The organism is Brevundimonas sp., assembly GCF_035627475.1.
Classification (GTDB): domain Bacteria; phylum Pseudomonadota; class Alphaproteobacteria; order Caulobacterales; family Caulobacteraceae; genus Brevundimonas.
This window is the reverse complement of sequence record NZ_DASPLR010000024.1, coordinates 1-4772: the sequence shown is the minus strand read 5'-3', so window position 1 is coordinate 4772 and position 4772 is coordinate 1. Positions and strand designations below refer to the sequence as shown.

The 4772-nt window shown below is 69.2% G+C and carries 2 protein-coding genes and 1 pseudogene; all 3 read left to right on the top strand.

What is annotated here, in order from left to right; genetic code table 11:
- Window positions 1-223: pseudogene (locus tag VEA62_RS06480) on the top strand (energy-dependent translational throttle protein EttA); the annotation flags it as partial.
- Window positions 224-631: 408 nt separating this feature from the next.
- Window positions 632-4153, top strand: a complete 3522-nt coding sequence (locus VEA62_RS06475) for a calcium-binding protein (RefSeq protein ID WP_324819795.1) — start codon at window positions 632-634, stop codon at window positions 4151-4153.
- Between the two features lie 42 nt (window positions 4154-4195).
- The coding region (locus VEA62_RS06470; RefSeq protein ID WP_324819793.1) for an NAD(P)-dependent oxidoreductase at window positions 4196-4772 on the top strand (577 nt) is incomplete at its 3' end.

Genomic DNA, 4772 nt, shown 5'->3' with positions numbered 1-4772 from the left:
CCTCGAGGAGGCGCTGGAAGGCTTCGCCGGCTGCGCCGTGGTCATCTCCCACGACCGCTGGTTCCTCGACCGCCTGGCGACTCACATCCTCGCCTTCGAGGGCGACAGCCACGTGGAATGGTTCGAGGGCAACTTCGAGGCCTATGAGGAAGACAAGAAGCGTCGCCTCGGGGTGGAGAGCCTGATCCCGCACCGGATCAAGTTCCAGAAATTCGGGCGGTAGGTTCCGGCCCCCGCCGCGGCCGGGATCGGCGAGGGCCGGTTCATCACGACGGGCACGACGAAGGCAGGACGAACACGGACGGAGCCGGAGAACGCTGCGGAGATGGTCGGCTCGTACAGGGGGGCCGTATGGATCGCGCGGCGCGCCGATCGATCAGCGTCGCCTGTCGTCGCGACACGAAGACGCCCCTCGCTCCGGCCCCGTCGTGCCGTTGTGAGGCCGTTGCGGCCGTGGTCATGTACCCCTCGCCGCCCCTGTTTCCGCTCGCACAAACACAACCGCGACCGATTACCGATAGATTGGCGAAATCCAGCACAAGGATCGTGCCTGCCCCCGAGACGCGACTCCTATTGGCGTACCGGTGCGCGCGTGCAAGTCTAATGGGAAGTATACGTCGCGAGGGGGGCGATGAGCAGAGCCGTTCGGAGTCGCCTGCCTGGCTTCGAGGCCGGTATCCCCTCGCCGCTGCGCGAGACACTCGGCGCCGAGGCGGCCTCGGGACCGCTCATCACCCTGCCCGGCGCGCCGCCGGGGCCGGCCAATGTGACCACGCCGATCGTGGCCGACGGCGCCTATACGGTCACGGCTGGGCAGTACGTTTACGGCGTGAACCTGTCGTATCTGTTCGAGAGCGACTTCGGCTTCCTGGGGCCGCTGATCAACAACGGCACGATCTGGAGCGTCGTCGGCCGATCGGACGCGACGTTCAACACCTTCGTCCGCTACAACCGCGCGCGCGACATCCAGAACAACGGAGTGATGGTGCTGGAGACCACCTCCGGCGTGGCCCGGACCGTCGGCTTCTCGGAGACCGGGCTGACCAACACCGGCTCGATCTATGTGTTGTCGCACAACGCGAACTACGCCGCGCTGCTCGAGAGTTCGCTGGGCGGCTATTTCACCAACTCGGGCCTGATCGCCGTCCAGGCGCTGAACAGCTCGGCCTATGGCTACGTCCTCTACAACGGCGGGGCGGTGCTGAACCAGGCCGGCGGCTCCATCCTCGTCGAGGGCCTGGCGCCGATCGGCATCCAGATGTACGGCGACGGTGCGGTAAGTTCGGACGGGGATCCGACGCGGATCGTCAACGACGGCCGGATCGAGGTGCGCTCGCTGGGCGACGGGCCGTCCATCGGCGCCATGCTGGCGCACAATTTCCGGCCCATCGAGGTGATCAACAGCGGCCTGTTCAAGGCCGACTACGCCTTCGTCTCGAGCTTCAGCGCCACGACGGCGCAGCCGAACGTCGAGCACATCACCAATACGGCGACGGGACGGATCGAGGGCCATTTCCTGCTCGACCGCGGCGACGACGTGGTCACCAACGACGGCGACATCGTCGGCCACATCTTCATGGAAGAGGGGAACGACCGGGTCGACACGCGCAACGGCACGATCGAGGGGATCATCGACCTCGGCTGGGGCGCGGACACCTTCCTCGGCTCAGCGCTGGGAGACCAGGTGGCCGGCGACGACGGAGCCGACCGGATCGAGGGCTTCGGCGGGGCCGACCTGCTGATGGGCGGCTCGGGCGACGACGTGCTGATCGGCGGGGCCGGGGCCGACGGCCTGTACGGCGAATTCGGCCGTGACCGGATCGTCACCGTGGGGGCGGACGACGCGTCGGGCGGGGCCGGCGACGACACCCTCGAGGCCGGGGACTTCGGCTTCCGCCGCGTTGACGGCGGGGCCGGGTTCGACACCTTGGTGCTGCCGGGCGGGGCGCGGGCCCTTGACCTGGCGGCGGTGCTGCAGGGCGGGGCCGTCTCGGACATCGAGCACCTGGTGCTGGGCGGCGGCAAGACGCTGTCGATCCGCGGTGAGGACATTGTGGCGCTGACCGGCTCGGAGACGACGCTGAGGGTGACCACCGGCGCCGGCGACGCCTTGAACCTGGTCGGGGCGTGGACGGCCGGGCCGGACCAGCAGATCGACGGCGTGACCTGGCGGGCGTGGAGCCAAGGCGGGCGGACCGTGCTGGTGGCGGGCGACGGCGCGGTGGCCACGGGCGGCGCGGCCACGGGCGGCGGGCTGGACGCTCCGGTCGGCTCGGCCCCGGTCCCAGGCGAGGCCGGGGGGCTGGACTTCACCAGCAATGTGCTGGTGCTGGAGAGCTACGAACTGCACCAGTCGGTGACGATCAGCGAGGAGCAGACCTGGCTGTCCGCAAGCGGCGGGCCGGTGCTGATCTCCTATTCCGGGGTCACCCTAACCATCGACGGAGCCCTGGTCAGCTACCGGGAGAGCGCGGCCGACGGCGTGGGCCTGCTGTCGGTGATCGGCGGCCGCTCCAACATCGACTCCATCGTCAACAACGGCCTGATCCTGATCGAGAACCACGCCACCGAGGCGGGCCATCGCGGGGCAGTCGGGATCCAGCTGTCGACCTTCACCGAGATCCACAACTTCGGCACGATCGACATGTACTGCGCCGCCGGGGCCCTATTCGGGCTGGAGCTCGGGCAGATCTGGAACGACGGCGACATCTTCTTCGAGGTCGGCGCCGGAACCGCCCTCGGCATCCGGCTTATCGTGGGGGGCGCGTTCGAGAACACTGGCCGGATCATGATCCACGTAGGCGAGGCCGGGCCGCTGGATTTCGGCTTCGCGATGAACTACGCCGTGGGCGTGGTGGTGAACGCGGGCACCCACAACAATTCGGGCGAGATCGTCGCAACCTCGAACATTCCGGACGGGGCGACGGCCCTCTGGTACGAGTTGGGCGATGACGCGACCCTCAACAACTCCGGCCTGATCGCCGGCGACACGGCGATCCGCGTGCACGACGGCTACGGGCCGGGGGCGCTGCACCTGATCAACAGCGGCGAGGTGCGCGGCCGGATCGAGATGGACTACGGCGCGGACCAGATCGACAACACCGGCCTAATCGACGGGGCGGTGCTGCTCGGCCGCGGGAACGATGTATTCGACGGCCGGGGCGGCGTACAGATCGGGCTGATCGACGGCCAAGAAGGCGATGACACGCTGTGGGGCGGCGCGGGCGCCGACACTTTCTCCGGCGGCGAAGGCGCCGACGCGATCCATGGCGGCGACGGCGTCGACAGGGCGGTCTTCACGGGCGACCGCGCCGCCTATTCGATCAGCACCGTCGACGGGGTCACCACCATCAGCGGCGGGAGCGACGGCGCGGACACCCTGACCGGGATCGAGCAGCTGATGTTCGCTGACGGACTCCACGACCTCACGGGAGCGCCGATTGCCAATCCGATCACGGGCACCGCCGCGGCCGACTTCATCACCGGCACCGGCGCCACTGACGCGATCACCGCCGGGGCCGGGAACGACACGATCTCGGCGGGCGCCGGCGACGACCTCATCACGGCCGGAACGGGCAATGACCGGATCGATGGCGGCGCAGGCCAGGACGTTCTCATCGTTTCCGGCGATGTGTCGGGCTACCGGCTACTGATGGACGGCGACAACTTCATCCTCAAAGGTGCGGACGGGCGGGACAGCCTCACTGGTGTCGAGAGCATCCGCTTCGGCGACGGCCGGGTGCTGGAACTGAACCGGATGTACTGGACGGGCCAGGCCTCAGCCGACGGAGCCATTCCGGTCGAGTTGCTGTCCGGTTCCGGTGACGAACCGCTGGTCCTGCCGGGATCGGTTGATGATCCTGGCGGAAAAGCCAACGAGGGCCCCGAAATCTTGCCCGCCTTGACGGGCGGCAAGTCCGACGACGCCTTCGTCCTCCCACTCCTCCCGTACAACCAGCCGCTGGTTCTGCCCGGGGTGGGGGCAGACAAGTTCGCCGGAGAGCCGTTGGTGCTGCCGGGAGACGGACAGGCTGGGAGGTATTTCCTCGGCCTCGTCGCCCACCTGCCGCCCACCTCCGACTGGATGATCACCCTCGATCCGGATGGCGGCCTGATGGGTGCGCCGCGGCCGTGGGGCGACGACGGGCTCTAGCCGCCGCTTGGCGGAAACCGCCGGGGCTGGTGTAATCGCACCATGACCCAACGCCCCGCCCTGCTAATCATGCAGCGCCATCTGGCGCCGCTGACGGCGTTCCTGGAGAGCGCCTACGACGTCTATCGATTCTGGGAAGGGCCCCCGCTGGAGGCTGCGCACGACATCCGGGCGCTGGTCGTGGCGGGGGAGTTCCCGCTCGACAAGCATCTGATCGAGAGCCTGCCGAACCTGCAGCTGATCGCCTGTTTCACCTCGGGCTACGACGGCGTCGATGTCGACTGGTGCCGGGCGCGGGGCCTGGCGGTGACGCACGCGCCGGGGGTGAACCACGAGGACGTGGCCGATCACGCCCTCGGCCTGGTGCTGGCGGCGCGGCGCCGGATCGTCGAGGGCGACCAGGCGCTGCGGGCGGGCCGCTGGACGGCGGAGTCCCGGCTGATCACCCCCTCGCTGAAGGACCAGAGGCTGGGCGTCGTCGGACTGGGCGCGATCGGCGAGGCGGTGGCGCGGCGGGCCGAGGCCCTGCGCATGACCGTCCGCTGGTGGGGCCCGCGGGAGAAGGCGGCGCGCTGGCCGCGGGCGGCGGACCTGCTGGAGCTGGCCCGGGACAGCGACT

Coding starts and splice junctions, on each gene's coding strand:
- VEA62_RS06475 (WP_324819795.1), top strand. CDS start 632: ATGAGCAGAGCCGTTCGGAGTCGCCTGCCTGGCTTCGAGGCCGGTATC.